Source organism: Azospira sp. MPR-LB4 (assembly GCF_058809525.1).
The window spans coordinates 1,575,167-1,592,209 of sequence record NZ_CM179521.1; the positions used below are offsets into that span (position 1 = coordinate 1,575,167).

The window sequence follows — 17,043 nt, forward strand, 5'->3', positions numbered from 1 at the left end:
CAGTTCTGCGATACAAGCTAGCCGAACAAAAAACCAAAAGGCATAATTCACCGCACACAAAACCAAAGGGAATCAGTCATGCGTCATTTCATCACGGTTTTATTTGTCTGCCTGTGCGTTTCCGCATGTGCCCCTGTCACGCGTCGCCCAGCCGTCGACGATCAAAAGACATCGGCTGAAAAAGAGCTGCAACGGGACATGGCTTTCAAGGAACGTCTGAAGCGTCAGGAACGGGCAGATGCCGTGGCTTTCCGGATCCTCACGGGAGCAGCAGATCTCTGCGAGAAGCAAGTCAAACCCAGTACAGGCATGCGTCTGATCCACAACGGCATGTACAAGGATGAATGGTCACGCTCGGCCACCAAGATCATAGGCAAAGGCCCTGCACCTCTGGTCACCAATGTAGCCCCCCAATCTCCCGCCCAATTAGCTGGCGTACAACCCGGGGATCGAATTCTCTCTATTGAAAACCGTACTTTTAGCCAATCCGACTCGGTGCAGGAAGCACTTGATGCAGCGATGAGGTCCCTGGAAGCAGGTGAAGCAACAGCCATCAGGATTCAACGTGGAGAGAAGGAAATCGAAGCTCAGCTGACGCCGGTCAAGGCTTGCGCCTATCCGGTTACGGTCGTGGATAACGATGCCGTCAATGCCTATGCAGACGGCAAACAGATCATCCTGACCAGCGGCATGATGCGCTTTGCCCAGGACGACAACGAACTGGGCCTCGTACTGGGACACGAGTTGGCCCACAACACCATGGGGCACCTCGACAAAAAGCGAAACAACAGTCTACTGGGCGCCCTACTCGGGGCAGTTATTTCTGTTGGCACAGGGGTAGATGTCACCCGGCTCGCCGGTGATCTTGGCTCCATGGCCTTTAGCCAAGGCTTTGAGTCGGAAGCGGATTATGTCGGTCTTTATTATGCGGCCCGAGCCGGCTTCGACGTTGATAACGCCCCGAATTTCTGGCGCCGTATGGCAGTAGAGCATCCGCAAGCCATTGGCCACGGCACCTCCCATCCGGATACCGCCAGTCGATTCCTGGCACTGGAAGCCACCAGCAAGGAAATAGCCGCGAAACGCACCAACGGCAACCCGCTACACCCGGAACGGGAAACCCTCACCGAGACGCCGCTTCCGTCCGGCAACTGATACCTGCAGCACTTTCTACTTCCTGAGACAAAAGGTAAGCGCTGCATACCATCTCGGAACAGGCGTATGTAGTCAAAGCCGTCCATGCACAGCAACGGTGCATGGACGGCTTTGATTTCCAAGACAACCTGGCACTTAAATCACCTGCCAACTGACCACTACATGGATATGGACATGAATGCGGGCAAGGAAACAGAACCACTCCAGCCTTTGGTTTGCCGAGAAACCAAAATATGCGTCCCCCAGGCATGCCCCTTGCTAAACCCTCTGTGCCCGCTGATTACTTGGAGTTAGGCATGAACGGCAACGAGATCGACACGATCCTGAAAAAGCTGAAAGCACACCGCAACTACACCCAGGCGTTGCTGCTGGCGGTACTGGCCTTCTGTGCCGGCGCCGTGGCCTTCAGTTTTTAAGCGGCCGCAAGAAGTCCAGGCCCAGGGGCTAATCCAGGCCGGAGGGGCAGAACAGCCCCGGCAGCAGCAAAAGACCATGGCAGCCGGTCAGGTACAAAATCACCGGCGCGATTCGCCGCCCACGCCAAACACCGCCTACTTGGCGTACTGCTTCACCGTCGCCCACTGGCGGCGGCTCACCGGCAGTTTTTCCGGCACTTCCTTGAGCAGGGCCAGCCACTGTTCACCGCCCTCTTCCCCGTCCCCCTGGCCCCGCTCGAAGCCGGCCAGGGCGTCCTTGGCCACCAGCACGCTGCGGTGCAGGCGGATGAAGCGCTCGGCGAACTCCTGTTCCAGATGGGTGAGGGCCTCGTCCAGCAGGTATTCCCGCTCCCGGGTGCGGGCGGTGACGTATTTGAGATCGGCCTTGAGATAGAGCACCTCCTGCACCGGCACCAGCAGGATGCGGCCCCGTTCGTGGCAGGAGAAATGGCGGCGGGCGCCCTGGCCGGACTCCTGGCGCACCTTGGCCAGACGTTCGGCGGTGAGGGGACCCACCAGCCGGGCCTTTTCCAGGGCGGCCTGGAGGCGGGCCAGACGCACCGGCTTGAGCAGGTAATCCACCGCATTGAGGTCGAAGGCCTGGACGGCATGGCTGTCGTAGGCGGTGGCGAAGATCACCGCCGGCGGCCGCGGCAGGCCGGCCAGGTGGCGGGCCAGCTCCAGGCCGTCCATCTTGGGCATGCGGATGTCCACCAGCACCACGTCGGGCTGCACCTGCTGGATCAGTTCCAGGGCCGCTTCGCCGTCGCCGGCCTCCCCCACCACCCGGGTCGGCAGTTCCAGGGCCAGGTCCTCCAGCAGGGTGCCCATGCGCCGGCGGGCCGGCGCTTCGTCGTCCACCAGGACGATGCTGAGAGGGGCGGGCGTGGGCTCGGTCATGGCAACGGTCTCCGCAGGGGAAGGGTGATGCGCACCCGGTAGGTGCCGTTCTGTTCGCTGCTTTCCAGGCGCGCCTCCAGGTCGTAGTAGAGGTCCAGGCGCTCCCGGATGTTGGCCAGTGCCATGCGGTTGCCGGCATGGTGACCCTGGCCCGGGGGACAGGGATTGGTCAGTTCCGCCACCATGGCGTCGCCCTGACGGGAAAAACCGATATGGATGGTGCCGCTGCCCTCCCCGGGCTCGATGCCGTGGTAGACGGCGTTCTCCAGCAGGGGCTGCAGCATCAGGGGCGGCACCAGGGCGTCGTCGGGCACGTCCACAATGTCCCACTCCACCTTAAGCCGCTCGCCCAGGCGCAGCTTTTCCAGCCCCAGGTACTGGCGGCAGAGGGCAATTTCGTCGGACAGGGGCGAGAGATTGCGGGCATCCCGCATCAGGGCGCGAAACAGGTCGGCCAGCTCCTCCAGGGCCGTCTCGGCCCGCCGCGGGTCCTGGCGGATGAGGGAGAGCACGGCGTTGAGGCTGTTGAAGAGGAAGTGGGGACGGATGCGGGCGGTCAGGGCCTGCAGGCGGGCCTCGGCCACGGCGGGGGAGAAGGCCCGGGCCCGCAGGCTGAAATAGAGGAGCAGGGGCAGGGTCGCCGCCGCCGCCAGCAGGGCCGCCCGCAGGGCAGCGCCCCAGCCGCCCTCGATGAGGCCCATGAAACGCCAGAAGTCGAAGAACAGCAGGGCCTGGGCCATCACCAGCAACAGCACCAGGGCCTGGCCGGCCCGGGGCTTGAGGCGCCACAGCCAGTCCCGGCCCAGGGCCAGCAGGCCCAGGGTGGACAGCAGCAGGGGCTCGCACCAGGTGGCCAGCTCCACCAGGCGCTGGGGCCAGTCCTCCAGACGGGGCGCCAGCAGCAGGGCAGCGGCGGCCACCAGCAGGTTGGCCCCCAGCAGGATGCGCAGCATGACGCCCAGATTGCGGCAGTCCGGCAGGGGATGGGCAGCGGGGTTTTGCTTTATACTTGCCAACTTATTTGCGCTTTCCGTGCAGTTTTCAGCGGCTTTTCCTGGCAAATGGCGGCGAAATTCCAGCTTTGCGCCACTTTGCTCCGGTTTGCCTCAAATTCGTCCCAAGTTTCCCACATATCATGACCCAACAGAACTCCTCCTACACCTGGGCCGGCCGTTTCTCCGAGCCCATGTCCGACCTGGTCAAGCGCTACACCGCCTCCGTCGATTTCGACCAGCGCCTGTGGCGCCAGGACATCAACGGCTCCCTGGCCCACGCCCGCATGCTGGCCAAGCAGGGCATCATCGCCGCCGCCGACCTGGCCGACATCGAGAAGGGCATGGCCCAGATCGTGGAGGAGATCGAATCCGGCAAGTTCGAATGGTCCCTGGACCTGGAGGACGTGCACCTCAATATCGAAAAGCGCCTCACCACCCTGGTGGGCGACGCCGGCAAGCGCCTGCACACCGGCCGCTCCCGCAACGACCAGGTGGCCACCGACATCCGCCTCTGGCTGCGCGACACCATCGACTCCATCGTCGAACTGATCAAGGCTTTCCAGACCGCCCTGCTGGTCCTGGCCGAGAAGGAAGCCGCCACCCCCATGCCCGGTTCCACCCACCTGCAGGTGGCCCAGCCGGTGACCTTCGGCCACCATCTGCTGGCCTACTTCGAGATGACCCAGCGGGACAAGGAGCGCTTCCTCGACTGTCGCAAGCGGGTGAACCGCCTGCCCCTGGGCGCCGCCGCCCTGGCCGGCACCACCTACCCCATCGACCGGGAATTCGTCGCCGCCCAGCTGGGCTTCGACGGCGTCTGCGAAAATTCCCTGGATGCCGTTTCCGACCGGGACTTCGGCATTGAATTCTGTGCCGCCGCCTCCCTGCTGATGACCCACTTCTCCCGCCTCTCGGAAGAACTGGTGCTGTGGATGAACCCCCGTTTCGGCTACGTCAAGATCGCCGACCGCTTCTGCACCGGCTCTTCCATCATGCCCCAGAAGAAGAACCCGGACGTGCCGGAACTGGCCCGGGGCAAGACCGGCCGGGTGAACGGCAGCCTCATCTCCATGCTGACCCTGATGAAGGGCCAGCCCCTGGCCTACAACAAGGACAACCAGGAAGACAAGGAACCCCTGTTCGACGCCGCCGATACGGTCATCGACACCCTGCGCATCTTCGCCGACATGATGGGCGGCATCGAGGCCCGGCCCGAGCGCATGCGCGGCGCCCTGGCCGAAGGTTTTGCCACCGCCACCGACCTGGCCGACTACCTGGTGAAGAAGGGCCTGCCCTTCCGCGAAGCCCACGAAGTCGTCGGCGCCGCCGTCAAGGCCGCCGAGACCCAAGGCAAGGACCTGGCCGACCTCACCCTGGCCGAGCTGCAGGCCTTCTCTCCCCTGGTGCAGAGCGACGTGGCCACCTGTCTGACCATCGAAGGCTCCCTGGCCGCCCGCAACCACATCGGCGGCACCGCCCCCGAACAGGTCAAGGCCGCCATCGCCCGGGCCAAGGCCCGGGTGTAAGCTAGCGACAATAGCAACACAGCGCTGCTCCGCCGCCCCGGCGGAGCAGCGGGGCAAGCAGTCCCCGCCCGCATTCCGCCTCACCTGCCTCATCCCGCTTCAGCTGTCGCCGCCTGCAATAACAAACATGGAGCCTGACCGTCCCATGGAAAAGATCGGCAAGTACGACGTCATCCGGGAACTGGGCCGCGGTGCCACCAGCACCGTGTTCCTCGCCCACGATTCCTTCGCCGACCGCGACGTGGCGGTCAAGCTGGCCTTTCCCGAAGTCCTCAAGGACCCGGAACGGGGCAAGCTCTACTCCCACCTCTTCCTCAACGAGGCCTCCCTCGCCGGCAAGCTCAACCATCCCCACATCGTGCAGATCTATGATGCGGTGGTGGAGGAGAACCTGGCCTACATCGTCATGGAGTACGTGCCCGGCGGCACCCTGGAGGATTTCTGCGACCCCGCCAAGCTGCTGCCGGTGGAGCGGGTGGTGGAGATCATCTTCAAATGCACCCGGGCCCTGGATTTCGCCTTCCGCCTCGGCATCACCCACCGGGACATCAAGCCGGCCAACATCCTCCTGGCCGAATCGGACGCCCGGGGCTTCTCCGGCGACATCAAGATTTCCGACTTCGGCGCCGCCCTCACCGCCGGCACCGACCGCACCCAGGTCTCGGGCATCGGCTCCCCGGCCTACATGTCGCCCCAGCAGGTCAAGGAACAGCCCCTGGACCACCGCACCGACATCTATTCCCTGGGCGTGGTGATGTACCAGATGCTCACCGGCCAGCTGCCCTTCCAGGCCAGCACCAACTACAACATGGTGTACCAGATCATCCATCTGGCACCGACGCCACCCGGCCAGTTGCGCCACGACCTGCCGCCGGCCCTGGAGGCCATCGTGCAGAAGGCCATGGCCAAGGACCTGGACGACCGCTACGCCACCTGGGAGGAATTCGCCCACGACCTGGCCCAGGCGGTGCGCAACAAGCAGCTGCAGGCCCGGCAGGACGAGTTCGCCGACACGGAGAAATTCGACACCCTGCGCGCCCTGCCCTTCTTCGCCGGCTTCTCCGACGTGGAGATCTGGGAAGTGCTGCGCTTCTCCCGCTGGGACAAGGTGACGCCGGGAGACGTCATCATGCGCGATGGCGAAAAGGGCGACTTCTTCTGCTTCCTGGCAGAAGGGGAACTGAAGGTGACCAAGGGCGGCAAGATCCTCAACCTGCTTACCGCCGGCGACTGCTTCGGCGAGATGGCGGTCATCGCCGGCGGCCACAAGACCCGGGGCGCCGACGTGGTGGCCCTGACCCAGGCCAAGATCGTCACGGTCAAGGGCGAAGCCCTGCACAAGGCGTCGGAAACCTGCCGCATGCACTTCTACCAGTCCTTCCTGGAAGTGCTGGCCAGCCGCCTGGCCCTGGCCAACGCCCGCCTCGCCGCCTTCTAGGCGCCTTCCGGTCGCCCCGCCCTAACGCAGGGTGAACAGGTACTTGGCCTTGGGCTCCGGGGCCGCAGCCACAGGCTCGGCCGGGTCCAGCGCCATGGCCTGGCGCAGCTTGCCCGCCAGCTGGGCCAGTTCCTCCTGGCCCGAGCCTTCGGCCAGGGCCACGATGGCCCGGGCGTATTCCTTGTTTTCCTTCATGTAATCCACATCGGTGATGCGGTTGAGGCTGCGCCGCATCAGTACGTGGATGCGCCCGATCAGGGCGAATATTTCACTGTCGCTGCTCATGGCCGTTGCGTCCTCATTCCAGATGCTCGCCGTGCTGGGAAATGTCGAGGCCGTCACGCTCCTCATCCTCCTCCACCCGCAGGCCCACCAGCAGGCTCACCACCACCAGCACGGCGGCCGTGGCCACGGCGCTGAAGAGGGCGGTGGCGCTGACACCCAGCAGCTGCTTCAGCACCGAACCGTGAGCGCCGCCGATGGCCGGACTGGCGAAGACGCCGGTCATCAGGGCGCCGACGATGCCGCCCACGGCGTGGATACCGAACACGTCGAGGGAGTCGTCGTAGCCGAAGACCCGCTTCAGGGCCGTGGCCCCCACATAGCAGGTGAGGCCGCCGGCAATGCCGATGAAGAAAGCGCCGCTGGGCTCGACGAAACCGGAAGCCGGAGTCACCGCCACCAGGCCGCCGACGGCGCCGGAAATGATGCCCAGGGCGCTGGGCCGGCCCCGCACCACCCACTCCACCACCATCCAGGACATGGCGGCGGCAGCCGAGGCCACCTGGGTCACCAGCATGGCCATGCCGGCCCGGGAATCGGCCGCCAGGGCCGAACCGGCGTTGAAGCCGAACCAGCCGACCCACAACAGGGCCGCCCCCACCACGGAGAAGGCCAGGCTATGGGGCATCATGGGTTCGCTGCCGTAGCCCAGGCGCTTGCCGATGAGGATGGCTGCCACCAGGCCGGCCACCCCCGCATTGACGTGCACCACCGTGCCGCCGGCGTAATCCAGCACCCCCATCCGGGCCAGCCAGCCATCCGGCTCCCACACCCAGTGGGCCACCGGGGCATAGACGGCGAGGGACCACAGGGCGGCAAACAGCAGCAGGGCGGAAAAGCGCATGCGCTCGGCAAAAGCCCCCACCACCAGGGCCGTGGTGATGATGGCGAAGGTCAGCTGGAACATGAAATAGACGGTTTCCGGGATGGGCGCCTCGCTGACGCCGGCCAGGCCGTCCAGGCTGAGACCATGCAGCAGCAGCCGGTCCATGCCGCCGACGAAAGCGCTGCCGGGACGCAGGGCCAGGGTGTAGCCGAGGGCCATCCAGGTCAGGGTGACCACGGCGGCCACGGCAAAGACCTGGGTCATGGTGGACAGCACGTTCTTCTTGCGCACCATGCCGGCGTAGAACAGGGCCACCCCGGGCAGGGTCATGAGCAGCACCAGGGTCGAGGAGGTCAGCATCCAGGCCGTGTTGGCCCCGTCGGCATGGACCGGCAGGGGCACCTTCTCAGCCACCACGGCCAGTGCCGGGGGGGCCGGCTCGGCGGGCGGCACTTCGCTGGCCTGGGCAATCATGGCCCCGGGCGCCAGGCCCACGGTATCCGAATACTGGGCCAGGGCCGGCGTGCCGACGGAAAGGAAGAGGGACAGGGAAACGAGCCAGCGCAGCAGAAACAGAGGCGGCAGCTTGCTCAGGACGGTCAACAGCGGGGAAAACGCGGGCGGTCGCATGTGCTCTCCATTCATTTAATTTTTCGAATGGATGCACTCCTGCAAACCTTATGCCAATTCAATCACCCGGCCATGCCAAAACAATTTATTGCGTCGCATCAGACACTTACCCAACCACCTCCAAATCACTCCGGGAACAGGGGCTGCCCAAGGCTGGTGCAGCGCCGCAGGCGGGCGCACCGGGATAGCCGCCCCGGCTGCCGTCAGCGGCTGCAATAGCTGGGCAGGCGCCAGGTATCCTCGCGCACGGTCAGGGTACTGCGCACGATACCGGTGGAACCATCAAACAGCACGTTGAAGCGGGCCGGCATGGCCCACACGTCGCAGTAGCGCCATTCCCACACCAGCTCATTGCGCCACTCGAAGAACTGCACCCAGGTCGGCGGTCCGAAGCGGCGCAGGATTTCCTCCTTGCCGTCCTCGCCGGCCCGCACCTTGGCGAACTCTTCCTCCACCAGGGCATTGTGCAGGGAGCGCAACTTGCCGTCCGGAGCGAAGACCAGCACCCGGGTGACGAAACCCAGGGGGGCGGTGGCGTAGAGCAGGCGCTCGCCGCCGTCGGCCTCGGGGAAGCGCACGGTGGGCGCCCCCCAGGCGGCCACCACCTGATCGCGGGAGGTTTCGCCGGGGCGCAGGGGCTGGCCGCCGCAGGCAGCCAGGAACAGGGGCAGCAGAAGGATGAGGAGGATTGGACGCATGAATCGAAGCATGAACCAGTCGGCCCGGCAGGGCAAGGTGACCCAGGTCACATACAGGGCGCCCGGCCCTGCCCATACTTGGAATATCAGAAAAACCTCATATATCAGGAGCAGCCATGAGCAAGTCCTTCACCACCATCACCGGCGACGTTTCCAAGGCTCTCGCCACCCTGCGCAAGGAAATCCCGGACACCATGCAGGGCTTCAACGCCATGGCCAAGGGCGCCCTCCAGGGCGGGGCCATCGACGAGCTGCACAAGGAGCTGATCGCCCTGGCCATCGGCGTCGCCAGCCGCTGCGACGCCTGTATCGGCTTCCACGTGAAGGCCCTGATCCGCCTCGGCGTGACCAAGGAACAGCTGATGGAAACCCTGGGCATCTGTGCCTACATGGGCGGCGGCCCCACCCTGATGTATGCCGCCGAGGCGGTACGGGCCTACGAGGAACTGACGGCCAAGCTGCAACCCGCCGCCTGAGCCTCCGGAGGAGCTTCCGGCCGCCTCGGACGGCACTCAGGCCTAGGCGGAGTGCGCTTCCAGGCGGAAGCGCCGCAAGGTCTGGTGCAGGGCCTGGGCCAGGGCTTCCAGGCGCCGCGCCGTATCGGCCGCTTCGTGGGTGGCGGCGCTGTTTTCCTCCACCATCTGGGCCACCTTTTCCACATTGGCGGAAATATCGCCGCCGGCATGCTTCTGCTCCCGCAGGGCGTCGGCGATGGTATTGACCGCCGCCACCACTTCCTGGGAACTGCTGCGGATGGCCTGCATGGAGTCGCTGGCCTGCTCGGCCATGGCGACGCCCTGCTCGACCCGGGCCGTGGCCCCGCCCATGGCGTCCACCGCCTCCCGGGCGGCATCCTGGACGCCGGCGATCATGTCGCTGATTTCCGTGGTGGCCAGGGCGGTCCGTTCCGCCAGCTTGCGCACCTCGTCCGCCACCACGGCGAAGCCCCGCCCTGCCTCCCCGGCCCGGGCTGCCTCGATGGCCGCATTGAGGGCCAGCAGATTGGTCTGCTCGGCCACCATGCGGATCACCTGGACCACGCTGGAAATCTGCTCGGAGCGGCTGCCCATGGCCTCGATGGAGCGGGCCGCGCCGCCCACCGCCACCGCCACGGCCTGCATCTCCGCTACGGTGCGCAGAATGACGTCGTGGCCGTCGCCGGAAAGCTGGCCGGTACTGTCGGAAATGGCATGGGTATGGCTGGCGCTGTCGCTGACCTGGGCGATGCTCACCGTCACCTGTTCCACCGCCGCCGCCATGGCAGCCGTGGCTTCGCTCTGGGTCGCCGAGCTCTGGGCCAACTGCACCGAATTCACCGACAAGTCCCGCGCTGCCTCGGACACCTCCCCTGCATTGCCCTGAATCTCGCCCACCATGGCCCGCAGGCTGTTGCGCATGGTGGCCAGGGCGGCCATCAGGCTGTCGCCCCGGTCCTGGGGATGCAGGCGCAGGTCGGCACTGAGGTCACCCTCGGCCAGGCGCTGCACCAGGGCCTTGGCCTCCTCGGGCTCCCCCCCCAGGGGCCGGGTGACGCTGCGGATGATCCACAACGCCAGGGCCGTGGCCAGGACGATGGCGGCCGCCAGGAAGACCAGCATCAGGTTGCGGGCCTGGGCGTAGACCTCCCGGGCCGTGACGGCGGATTCCTCGAACAGCTCGCCCTGGAAGGCAACGAAGGCATCCACGGCCTGCACGTAGGCTTCCAGCTGGGGCATGCCCTCGCTGGCGAAGAGGCGGCTGGCCTCTTCCCGCCGCCCGGCTTCCAGCAGTTCCAGGACCTTCGGATAGGTGCCGGCAAAGGCCAGGCGCTTGGTCTTCAAGTCGGCCACCAACTGCTTGCCCTTGGGGCGGTAGAGCAGCTTTTCCAGGATGTCCAGGCGCTGGTTCACCATGTCCCGGTAGCCGACGATTTTCTGTTTCTGCTCGGCCAGGCGGGAGGTGTCGTGGAACAGGGAGAACACGGTGCGGGCCACATCGTTGGCAGCGTAGGCAATGTCCTTGGCCATCTCCACCTTCTGCCAGTCCTTGGCGGCCATCTTCTCCACCTGCTCGTTCACCCGGGCCAGGGCCTGCAGCGCCACCAGGACCGCGGCCGTCAGGATCAGGGAAAAGATCCCGAAGCCCAGGGCCAGCCGCCCTCCCACCGTCAGCTTGCGTGCCATGTTGTCCCCTCCTATTTTTGGAAGGGCCCATTTAGCACTTTGGAATAATACAAAAACATAACCCAGATCAATTCCGGGCACTAAAGGCGGCACCAATGAAAACGCCGCCCTCCTTGCGAAGCGCGGCGTTGCGGGGAACGGAGCGGAACAGGCTCAGGCCTGGGCCACGCCTTCCAGCATCTGCTGCAGTTCGCCGGCCTGGAACATCTCGCGCATGATGTCGCAGCCGCCGACGAATTCGCCCTTGATGTAGAGCTGGGGGATGGTCGGCCAGTTGGCGTAATCCTTGATGCCCTGGCGGATTTCCGGGTTCTCCAGCACGTTCACGCTGTAGAACTGGTTCACGCCGCAGGCCTTGAGAATCTGCACGGCGGTGGCGGAAAAGCCGCACTGGGGGAACTGGGGGGTGCCCTTCATGTACAGCACCACCGGATTGCCGGTCACCTGTTCCTTGATCACTTGTTGTGCATCCACGCTTCTAAACTCCAGTCGTTGAATCGGTTGGTTAATCTGGCAGCCTGCCGCCGCTGACCCGCTCGATGCCGGCCAGGTCGCTCCAGGAAGTGACCTCTTTGAACCCGCCGGCGCCGAGAAGTTCGCGGACTTTTTCTGCCTGGTCGTAGCCGTGTTCCAGCAGCAGCCAGCCGCCGGGCACCAGGTGGGCGGGCGCCCCCTCGATGATGGCGCGCAGGCAGGAAAGTCCGTCGCCGCCGTCGGTGAGGGCCCCGTTGGGCTCGAAGGGCAGGCCGTTCTGGGAGAGGTGCGGGTCCTGGGCCGCCACATAGGGCGGGTTGGAGACGATCAGTTCGAACTGTTCCCCCGCCAGGCCGGTGAACCAGTCGCTGTGGCGGAACTCGACCCGGGCACCGAGACGCTCGGCATTCTCCCGGGCCACCGCCAGGGCGGCGGGGGACACATCCACCGCCGTCACCTTGGCCTCGGGCCACTCGCAGGCAATGCTGACGGCGATGGCGCCGCTGCCCGTGCCCAGGTCCACCACCCGGGGCCAGGCCAGGGGCTTGAGGCGCTCCAGGGCCTGCAGCACCAGCAACTCGGTGTCGGGCCGGGGGATCAGCACGTCGGGCGTCACCTTGAAGCTGCGGCTGAAAAACTCCCGCTCGCCGGTGAGGTAGGCCAGGGGTTCGCCCCGCTCCCGGCGCATGACCAGGGCCATGAAGGCCTCGGAATCGGCGGCGGCCAGGGGCTCGTCGGGGCGGGTGAGGAATTCCACGTGGCTGATGCCCAGGCAATGCTGCAGCAGCAACCGCGCATCCAGGGGGGCGATGCGGCGCCGCACCTGGTCCACCGCCTGGCGCCGGGTGAGGCCGGCGCTGCCGCTCGCGGCCGCCATCTCAGCCCTGTTCTTCGGCCAGGGCGGCCAGCTGTTCGGCCTGGTGTTCAGCCAGGAGGGCGCCGGTCAGTTCTTCCAGGTCCCCGTCCATGATCTGGTCGATCTTGTACAGGGTCAGGTTGATGCGGTGGTCGGTGATGCGCCCCTGGGGGAAGTTGTAGGTGCGGATGCGCTCGGAACGGTCGCCGGAGCCCACCAGGCTCTTGCGCGTGGCGGCCTCCTTGGCCTGCTGCTCGCGCACCTGCACGTCCTTGATGCGGGCCGCCAGCACCTTCAGGGCCGAGGCCTTGTTGGCGTGCTGGGAGCGGCCGTCCTGGCACTCGGCGACGATGCCGGTGGGCAGGTGGGTGACGCGCACGGCGGAGTCGGTCTTGTTGATGTGCTGGCCGCCGGCGCCGGAGGCCCGGTAGGTGTCGATGCGCAGGTCCGCCGGATTCAGCTCCACGTCGGCCACCTCGTCCACCTCGGGCATCACCGCCACGGTGCAGGCGGAGGTATGGATGCGGCCCTGGGTTTCGGTGGCCGGCACCCGCTGCACCCGGTGGCCGCCGGACTCGAACTTGAGCTTGGAATAGGCGCCGAGGCCGGCGGCATTGCCGGCAATACGCACGATCACTTCCTTGTAGCCCCCCAGGTCCGACTCGTTGGCGGAAACCACTTCCACCTGCCAGCGCTGGCGCTCGGCGTAGCGGCTGTACATGCGGAAGAGGTCGGCGGCGAACAGGGCCGATTCGTCGCCGCCGGTGCCGGCGCGGATTTCCAGGAAGATGTTGCGCTCGTCGTTGGGGTCCCGGGGCAGCAGCAGCTTCTGCAGGTCCAGTTCCAGTTCCGGCAGGCGGGCCTTGGCGGCTTCCACTTCCTCTTCCGCCAGTTCCTTCATGTCCGGATCGGCCAGCATTTCCTGGGCCGCCGCCAGATCGGCCTCGGCCTGGCGGAAGGCGCCATAGAGGCTCACCACCGGCTCCAGCTCGGCCCGCTCCTTGGACAGCTTGCGGAACTGGTCCATGTCCTTGGCCGCTTCCTCGCTGGAGAGCAGGGCATCCACCTCTTCGAGGCGGCGGGTCAGTTGGTCGAGCTTTTCGCGGATGCTGGGTTTCATGGGCAATCAGTAGGCGACAGCCACCCACGGCATGGGGACGGGCGCCGGGCGCCCGCGGGCCCTACTCGCCGTGATGCAGGTGGAAGAGACGGGTGATGAGGTGCTGCAGTTCGCCCCGCTCCTCCCCGGCCTGGCCGAGGACCTGGGTGGGGGCGTGCAGGAACTTGTTGGTGAGGCGCTGGGACAGGGCTTCCAGCACCTTTTCCGGATTCTCGCCCTTGGCCAGGAGCTTCAGGGCATGTTCCATCTCGTGGCGCCGCATGCGCTCGGCGGAGTCGCGCAGGGCGCGGATCACCGGCACGCTGTCCCGGGTGTCCAGCCAGTGCAGGAACTGGCCCACCTGGGTGGTGATGATGGATTCGGCCTCCACCACGGCGGCCTGGCGGGATTCCAGGCCCGCTTCCACCACCTGGGCCAGATCGTCCACGGTGTACAGGAAGACGTCGTCCAGTTCCCCCACCTCGGATTCGATGTCCCGGGGCACGGCCAGGTCCACCATGAACACGGGCTTGTGGCGGCGGGCCTTGACGGTGCGCTCCATCATGCCCAGGCCGATAATGGGCAGGGGGCTGGCGGTGCAGGAGACGACGATGTCGTACTGGGGCAGATGCTCGGCCAGGGCGTCGAGGCGGATGGCGGTGGTGGGGATGCCGTCCGCCGCCAGCCGGTCGGCCAGGGCCTGGCCCCGCTCCACGGTGCGGTTGGCGATGGTCACCTGCTTGGGCTTCTGGGCCGCGAAGTGGGTGGCGCACAGCTCGATCATTTCGCCGGCGCCGATGAAGAGAATGCGCTGGTCGGCCACGGATTCGAAGATGCGCTCGGCCAGATGCACGCCGGCAGCGGCCATGGAGACGATGTTGGCGCCGATGGCGGTGGTGCTGCGCACTTCCTTGGCCACGGCGAAGGAGCGCTGGAACAGCTTGTTGAGCATGGTGCCCAGGGTGCCCGCCTCTTCCGCCACCCGCACCGCATCCTTCATCTGGCCCAGGATCTGGGGTTCGCCGATGACCATGGAGTCCAGGCCGGAGGCGACGCGGAAGGCATGGCGCACGGCCTCGGGCTGGGGCAGGGTATACAGGTAGGGCTGGATGGTGCTGCGGGGCAGGCGATGGTATTCGGCCAGCCAGTCGGCGGCGGCTTCCGGCGTCTCCGTGGCGCAGTACAGCTCGGTGCGGTTGCAGGTGGAGAGGATCGCCGCCTCCTTCACCGGCTTGGCCCGCACCAGCCCGGCCAGGGCCTCGCTCAGGGTTTCGGCGTGAAACGCCACCTGCTCGCGCACGGAGACGGGCGCCGAGTGATGGTTGATACCGAGAGTGAAAAGGGCCAGGGACATGGAGGGGGCTGAAGAAAATCTGGAGCGGATTATAACACCGGCCCCGGAGGGGGCTTTTCTGATGAACATCAAGAGCGGAGCCGATTCCCGCCTGTCATGCTCACTCCGGCTGGCGGCTGTCCAGCACCAGGGTCACGGGGCCGTCGTTGTCCAGGCTCACCGCCATGTCGGCGCCGAAGACGCCCGTGGCCACCGGCCGCCCCAGGCGCTCCTGCAGCAGGGCGACAAAGCGAGCGAAGAGGGGCTCGGCCGCCTGGGGAGCCGCCGCCCGGCTCCAGGAGGGCCGGTTGCCCTTACGCGTCGAGGCGAACAGAGTGAACTGGCTCACCGCCAGCACCTCGCCGCCCACCTCCTCCAGGCTGCGGTTCATGACGCCCTCGGCGTCGGCAAAGATGCGCAGGCGCAACAGCTTGCCCACCAGCCACTCCATGCCGGCGGCGGTGGCCTCCGGCTCGACCGCGTCGGCCGTCTCGATACCCACCAGCAGCAGTAGGCCGGGGCCGATCTGGCCCACCACCTGCCCCTCCACCCGCACCGCGGCCCGGCTCACCCGTTGCAGCACCACCCGCATGGGTCAGGCGTCCTGCAGCAGGATCAGGTGCACCCGGTAGGGGCCGTGGGCGCCCAGCACCAGGGTCTGCTCGATATCGCCGGTGCGGGACGGACCGGAAACGAAATTGACGGCCCGGGGCGGCGCTCCCCGCTCGGCGCGCAGGCGGGCCCAGCCCTCCTCCATGCCCCACACCAGGCTGGAGGCCGGCACCAGGGCGACGTGGGTTTCCGGCAGCAGGCTGGTGACGCCGTGGTTGTCCACTTCGCCCAGCAGCATCAGGGTGCCGGTTTCGGCGATGGCGCAGTAGCAGGTGGTGAGGCCCAGGCGGTCGTCGCCGCGGGCCGCGCCGATCCTGATCTCCAGGCCGGCTGCGGCCCAGTCCAGATGGGCCAGGGCGGGCCAGGCCACGCCCTGGCGCGGCAAATCCTTGGCCGCCAGGTAACGGGCCAGGGCAGCCGGGGCGTCGGCCCAGCCGGAGACCACGTCCACCGTGCTGGCCAGGGCTTCGGCGCGGCGGCGGAACTCGCCCAGCAGGTCGGCGCGTTCCGTCGGCCGAGGGCCCTGGCGCTGGCCGGGGCGGGCGGCCAGGACGGCGGCGACCCGCTGCTTGCGGGCTTCGGCCTCGTCGGCGCCAAGTCGCAGGCGCACGCGGTTGAGAATGTCGTTGCGGGCGGACATGGAAACTCCTTAGGCGACGCGGTTCGCCGCACCGGGAGTCATGGCTCCCCGGGCGAAGGCTTCAAGGTTGTCGATCAGCTGGTCGGCCAGGGCCTGCATGGCCGGGGCGCTGGCCCAGGCCACGTGGGGCGTCAGCAGGAAATTGGGGGCAGCCAGCAGGTCCGGGGACAGCAGGGGATGGTCGTCCGTCGGCGGTTCCGCGGTGAGCACGTCGAAACCGGCGCCGGCGATCCAGCCCTCCCGCAGGGCCCGGGCCAGGGCGGCCTCGTCCACCAGGCCGCCGCGGGCGGTGTTGATGAGCAGGGCCGAGGGCTTCATCGCCTGGAGTTCCGCCGCCCCGATCAGGTGGCGGGTCTCGGCCGTCAGCGGGCAGTGCAGGCTGAGGGCGTCGGCTTCGGCCAGCACGGTCGCGAACGCGGTGTAACCGGGACGCACCACGGCAGCCCCCTTGCGTTCGGCCTGCAGCACCTTCATGCCGAAGGCCTGGGCCAGACGCACCACGCCCTGGCCCAGGCTGCCACCGCCGACCACCCCCAGGGTGGCGCCGTGCAGGTCCCGGATGGGATGGTCGAAAAAGCAGAACTGTTCGGCACGCTGCCAGCGCCCCTCGGCCACGCTCTGGCGGTAGGCCAGGAGGTTGCGGGAGAGGGCCAGGAGCAGGGAAAAGACGTGCTCGGGCACGGTATGCACCGCATAGCCCTGGATGTTGCTGACGACGATGCCCTGGCGCCGGGCCGCCTCCAGATCCACGTTGTTGGTGCCGGTGGCGGCCACCGCCACCATTTTCAGCTGGGGCAGCCGGGCCATCAGGGCGCCGCTGATGGGCAGCTTGTTGACGATGGCGATGCTGGCCCCGGCCAGGCGCTCTTCCAGCTGCGCTGCCGTGGTGCGGGCGTACTCGGTCCACTCGTGGGCGAAGGCGGGGCGCCGCACCTCGGCGCGGATGGATTCCCGCTCCAGATAGACGATGCGATGCATGG

At 66.8% G+C, this 17,043-nt stretch carries 17 protein-coding genes; 4 read left to right on the top strand and 13 right to left on the bottom strand.

All coding sequences use genetic code 11. The annotated features are described in order from the left end of the window. Positions 1 to 78 precede the first annotated feature (78 nt). Complete coding sequence (locus AC3QLZ_RS07225; protein WP_014235232.1) at positions 79 to 1,155, top strand: M48 family metallopeptidase; 1,077 nt, start codon at positions 79 to 81, stop codon at positions 1,153 to 1,155. Between the two features lie 551 nt (positions 1,156 to 1,706). Here AC3QLZ_RS07225 and AC3QLZ_RS07230 read toward each other — a convergent pair. Further along, positions 1,707 to 2,492, bottom strand: coding sequence for a LytR/AlgR family response regulator transcription factor (locus AC3QLZ_RS07230; RefSeq protein ID WP_014235234.1), 786 nt, complete (start codon positions 2,490 to 2,492; stop codon positions 1,707 to 1,709). Beyond that, positions 2,489 to 3,508 carry a sensor histidine kinase gene (locus tag AC3QLZ_RS07235; protein WP_235832420.1) on the bottom strand — a complete coding sequence of 340 codons (1,020 nt, stop codon included), beginning with the start codon at positions 3,506 to 3,508 and terminating at the stop codon, positions 2,489 to 2,491. Before AC3QLZ_RS07235 ends, AC3QLZ_RS07230 begins: the two co-directional genes overlap by 4 nt. Before the next feature lie 119 nt (positions 3,509 to 3,627). Here AC3QLZ_RS07235 and argH point away from each other — a divergent pair, with 119 nt between their 5' ends. Both argH and AC3QLZ_RS07245 read left to right on the top strand, forming a co-directional pair. Beyond that, positions 3,628 to 5,013: an argininosuccinate lyase gene (gene argH / locus AC3QLZ_RS07240; RefSeq protein ID WP_014235236.1), complete on the top strand. Its 1,386-nt coding sequence runs from the start codon at positions 3,628 to 3,630 to the stop codon at positions 5,011 to 5,013. A 127-nt stretch (positions 5,014 to 5,140) separates the two neighbouring features. Then, entirely contained in the window at positions 5,141 to 6,451 is a 1,311-nt protein-coding gene (locus AC3QLZ_RS07245; protein ID WP_202945983.1) for a protein kinase domain-containing protein, read from the top strand. A 21-nt stretch (positions 6,452 to 6,472) separates the two neighbouring features. Here AC3QLZ_RS07245 and AC3QLZ_RS07250 read toward each other — a convergent pair whose 3' ends face one another. From AC3QLZ_RS07250 to AC3QLZ_RS07260, 3 genes are all read right to left on the bottom strand, one after another. Then, a complete protein-coding gene (locus tag AC3QLZ_RS07250) occupies positions 6,473 to 6,736 on the bottom strand; it encodes a hypothetical protein (RefSeq protein ID WP_014235238.1) in 264 nt (87 codons plus the stop codon). 13 nt (positions 6,737 to 6,749) lie between these two features. Then, complete coding sequence (locus AC3QLZ_RS07255; RefSeq protein ID WP_014235239.1) at positions 6,750 to 8,189, bottom strand: ammonium transporter; 1,440 nt, start codon at positions 8,187 to 8,189, stop codon at positions 6,750 to 6,752. Positions 8,190 to 8,392: 203 nt separating this feature from the next. After that, positions 8,393 to 8,887 (bottom strand): hypothetical protein, encoded by a 495-nt coding sequence (locus AC3QLZ_RS07260; RefSeq protein ID WP_014235240.1) that lies wholly within the window; start codon positions 8,885 to 8,887, stop codon positions 8,393 to 8,395. A gap of 116 nt (positions 8,888 to 9,003) precedes the next feature. On the opposite strand from AC3QLZ_RS07260, the gene AC3QLZ_RS07265 reads away from it, so the two are divergent. After that, positions 9,004 to 9,363, top strand: a complete 360-nt coding sequence (locus tag AC3QLZ_RS07265; protein ID WP_014235241.1) for a carboxymuconolactone decarboxylase family protein — start codon at positions 9,004 to 9,006, stop codon at positions 9,361 to 9,363. 42 nt (positions 9,364 to 9,405) lie between these two features. On the opposite strand, the gene AC3QLZ_RS07270 is transcribed toward AC3QLZ_RS07265, so the two are convergent. The 8 genes from AC3QLZ_RS07270 to AC3QLZ_RS07305 form a co-directional block, all read right to left on the bottom strand. Continuing rightward, on the bottom strand, positions 9,406 to 11,049 hold the full coding sequence (locus AC3QLZ_RS07270; protein ID WP_014235242.1) for a methyl-accepting chemotaxis protein: 1,644 nt from the start codon (positions 11,047 to 11,049) through the stop codon (positions 9,406 to 9,408). 153 nt (positions 11,050 to 11,202) lie between these two features. Then, on the bottom strand, positions 11,203 to 11,523 hold the full coding sequence (gene grxD, locus AC3QLZ_RS07275) for a Grx4 family monothiol glutaredoxin (protein ID WP_014235243.1): 321 nt from the start codon (positions 11,521 to 11,523) through the stop codon (positions 11,203 to 11,205). Between the two features lie 31 nt (positions 11,524 to 11,554). Then, positions 11,555 to 12,400: a peptide chain release factor N(5)-glutamine methyltransferase gene (prmC, locus tag AC3QLZ_RS07280; RefSeq protein WP_014235244.1), complete on the bottom strand. Its 846-nt coding sequence runs from the start codon at positions 12,398 to 12,400 to the stop codon at positions 11,555 to 11,557. A 1-nt stretch (position 12,401) separates the two neighbouring features. Continuing rightward, a complete protein-coding gene (prfA, locus tag AC3QLZ_RS07285; protein WP_014235245.1) occupies positions 12,402 to 13,499 on the bottom strand; it encodes a peptide chain release factor 1 in 1,098 nt (365 codons plus the stop codon). 61 nt (positions 13,500 to 13,560) lie between these two features. Beyond that, on the bottom strand, positions 13,561 to 14,826 hold the full coding sequence (hemA, locus tag AC3QLZ_RS07290; protein WP_043798505.1) for a glutamyl-tRNA reductase: 1,266 nt from the start codon (positions 14,824 to 14,826) through the stop codon (positions 13,561 to 13,563). Positions 14,827 to 14,932: 106 nt separating this feature from the next. Continuing rightward, the gene (dtd, locus tag AC3QLZ_RS07295; protein WP_014235247.1) at positions 14,933 to 15,403 is read right to left on the bottom strand and encodes a D-aminoacyl-tRNA deacylase; all 471 of its coding nucleotides are present in this window, start codon (positions 15,401 to 15,403) and stop codon (positions 14,933 to 14,935) included. A 3-nt stretch (positions 15,404 to 15,406) separates the two neighbouring features. Continuing rightward, positions 15,407 to 16,063, bottom strand: coding sequence for a LutC/YkgG family protein (locus AC3QLZ_RS07300; RefSeq protein ID WP_014235248.1), 657 nt, complete (start codon positions 16,061 to 16,063; stop codon positions 15,407 to 15,409). 9 nt (positions 16,064 to 16,072) lie between these two features. Next, a complete protein-coding gene (locus tag AC3QLZ_RS07305; protein WP_014235249.1) occupies positions 16,073 to 17,041 on the bottom strand; it encodes a D-2-hydroxyacid dehydrogenase in 969 nt (322 codons plus the stop codon). Positions 17,042 to 17,043 lie beyond the last annotated feature (2 nt).

What these genes read in the sequence shown, in the direction of transcription:
- AC3QLZ_RS07225 (WP_014235232.1), top strand. Translation starts at nt 79, where the DNA reads ATGCGTCATTTCATCACGGTTTTATTTGTCTGCCTGTGCGTTTCCGCA.
- AC3QLZ_RS07230 (WP_014235234.1), bottom strand. Translation starts at nt 2,492, where the DNA reads ATGACCGAGCCCACGCCCGCCCCTCTCAGCATCGTCCTGGTGGACGAC.
- argH (WP_014235236.1), top strand. Translation starts at nt 3,628, where the DNA reads ATGACCCAACAGAACTCCTCCTACACCTGGGCCGGCCGTTTCTCCGAG.
- AC3QLZ_RS07245 (WP_202945983.1), top strand. Translation starts at nt 5,141, where the DNA reads ATGGAGCCTGACCGTCCCATGGAAAAGATCGGCAAGTACGACGTCATC.
- AC3QLZ_RS07250 (WP_014235238.1), bottom strand. Translation starts at nt 6,736, where the DNA reads ATGAGCAGCGACAGTGAAATATTCGCCCTGATCGGGCGCATCCACGTA.
- AC3QLZ_RS07255 (WP_014235239.1), bottom strand. Translation starts at nt 8,189, where the DNA reads ATGCGACCGCCCGCGTTTTCCCCGCTGTTGACCGTCCTGAGCAAGCTG.
- AC3QLZ_RS07260 (WP_014235240.1), bottom strand. Translation starts at nt 8,887, where the DNA reads ATGCGTCCAATCCTCCTCATCCTTCTGCTGCCCCTGTTCCTGGCTGCC.
- AC3QLZ_RS07265 (WP_014235241.1), top strand. Translation starts at nt 9,004, where the DNA reads ATGAGCAAGTCCTTCACCACCATCACCGGCGACGTTTCCAAGGCTCTC.
- AC3QLZ_RS07270 (WP_014235242.1), bottom strand. Translation starts at nt 11,049, where the DNA reads ATGGCACGCAAGCTGACGGTGGGAGGGCGGCTGGCCCTGGGCTTCGGG.
- prmC (WP_014235244.1), bottom strand. Translation starts at nt 12,400, where the DNA reads ATGGCGGCCGCGAGCGGCAGCGCCGGCCTCACCCGGCGCCAGGCGGTG.
- prfA (WP_014235245.1), bottom strand. Translation starts at nt 13,499, where the DNA reads ATGAAACCCAGCATCCGCGAAAAGCTCGACCAACTGACCCGCCGCCTC.
- dtd (WP_014235247.1), bottom strand. Translation starts at nt 15,403, where the DNA reads ATGCGGGTGGTGCTGCAACGGGTGAGCCGGGCCGCGGTGCGGGTGGAG.
- AC3QLZ_RS07300 (WP_014235248.1), bottom strand. Translation starts at nt 16,063, where the DNA reads ATGTCCGCCCGCAACGACATTCTCAACCGCGTGCGCCTGCGACTTGGC.
- AC3QLZ_RS07305 (WP_014235249.1), bottom strand. Translation starts at nt 17,041, where the DNA reads ATGCATCGCATCGTCTATCTGGAGCGGGAATCCATCCGCGCCGAGGTG.